The following is a 1,992-nucleotide window of genomic DNA, read 5'->3' as shown; positions in this document are numbered from 1 at the left end:
GACCCACCCCTAACCCCGACCGTGGAGGGGAAAAAGGAGTAGGGAGTAGGGTGAAAAGAGATAAGATATCTTGGTTTAATGCCGATAATCGTTATAAACATTACTAAACGATTATTATTACTTAATAACTGAAGTTCATCGGAAGTATCGCATTAATGCATGGGAATTGGTATAATACCAAAAGAAAAAAATAATTAGTCAAAAGTCAAAAGCCAAAAATAGTAACTTTTAACTTGACTACCTTTAATGATTTATAAAGATAAAGTTATGATTTTTTTAAGGAGAGCGGATTATTGCAACAGTAACGTAGCATTATTATCAATACTATTAGTGGTGCTAAAACTTTCAAAATATTGTCTAGCATGAGGTGGAAATTCAGGGAAGTTAAATACAGCATCACCACCTGCAATATCTGCCCAAAAATAACGTAGACTAGGGGCAAGTTTTTCTGCTATTTCTGGTGATAAATTTACAGGAGGATTAGTCAAAAGTTTAAACATAAAACGGAAAGAGCGATCGCCAAGCCAGTTTCTAGAAATATCGCTAAGATTGGGAAAATTAGGCAAAGAATTAACTCGATGACTTTCAATTTTTAAAGACTGTTGACCACTAGAGTCCGTAGTAAAATTAATGATACGATAAGGATGAGGATAAGTAACTAAAGAACCAGTTGTAATTTCATAAATTCCTTGATATTCAGCAATATCCTGAACATGAAGATGACCAGTAAATATCAGCTTAACTCCAGCAGATTGAAGAATATCTAACAATGCTAACCTATTTTCTAACATATAACGACGACCAAGGGAATTATGAGATTGATCTGGTAAATGTTCAATCACATTATGATGTAACATCACCATCACTAACTCCTCTTTTGTAGTAGTTAAAACCTGTTTTAGCCAATCTAATTGTTCTGCTTCTAAACCACCTGTATATTCTTGTTTGCCAGAACTATCAAACTGATTAGAATTAAGCCCAATTATTCGTACTCCAGGCAAAATTTGTTTAGTGTAATATAATCGTTCCTCGTAATCAAATCCACAATGGTGATAATAAGTAGGAAAATCTGCCAAACCAATAGAATAGTCATTGGTAAATTTTGTCGGTACATCATGATTACCAGGCACTACATAAACTGGATAGGGAAGTGTAGCTAATTTTTTACTTAACCAGGTATGATTTTCCAATTCACCATCTTGAGTTAAGTCTCCAGGTAATAGTAAAAAATCAATATCTAGCTTACTTAAATTTTCTAATACTACTTCAAAAGCAGGAATACTCACTTCTACTAAATGAAAACGATGCGCTTGTTCCGCAATAGTATTAGGAACTGCAATATGTAAATCACTAGCAATAGCAAATCTAAAATTCAAAGCCATGGAAAAAGTCCTCTGGAAATTAGGCTAAATCAATCGTTAACTAGCTATCAGCATTTTCCGTACCGGAATGCTTTGCAAACAGCACTCAGCTTTTAGCCAGCTAAAAGTTTGGGTTTAAACCCCCTTAGCGCAAAGCTGACTACTAAAGGCCAATCGACTGTTTGCGGAGCATTCTGGACCGAAACGCTTTTTAATTATTTCTATAGATTTTCATTATATTTCACAACTAGCGATCAATCACAAAGATGGCCTTAAATCAGAAGTCAGAAGTCAGAAGTCAGAAGTCACAAATAATCCCTCACTAACTTTGAGCATTTTGCATTTTCATAGATGTCCGCGCCCTATTTGCGTAGTTATATAGATGAACTGACCTACCACTAATTAATAAACTTGTTGCAAAATAAGCTCAAAGAGTAGCTAAAACTCTTATATGTTAAAGGTTTTAGTCTTTGTTTATTTACCTAAATTGAAAGGCTTATACAGTAAGCTTTTGAGCAGTTTTAGTTTTTATTTCCTCACAACTCTAATATTTTAATGTTTAGTGGGATTCTCAAAACAATTTATACTCCGGCAATGATGTAGTCCAAGGAAAGGGCGCTAACACACCAAA

General features: G+C 34.3%; 1 protein-coding gene. It reads right to left on the bottom strand.

Annotation, left to right across the window (positions count from 1 at the left end):
• Positions 1-290: 290 nt before the first annotated feature.
• A complete protein-coding gene (locus tag F6K13_RS30715; RefSeq protein ID WP_124143667.1) occupies positions 291-1,382 on the bottom strand; it encodes a metallophosphoesterase in 1,092 nt (363 codons plus the stop codon).
• Positions 1,383-1,992: the final 610 nt, after the last annotated feature.

This window comes from Okeania sp. SIO2B9 (genome assembly GCF_010672505.1).
In the GTDB taxonomy this organism is placed as follows: domain Bacteria; phylum Cyanobacteriota; class Cyanobacteriia; order Cyanobacteriales; family Microcoleaceae; genus Okeania; species Okeania hirsuta.
This window is presented reverse-complemented; position numbering and strand designations above follow the sequence as displayed.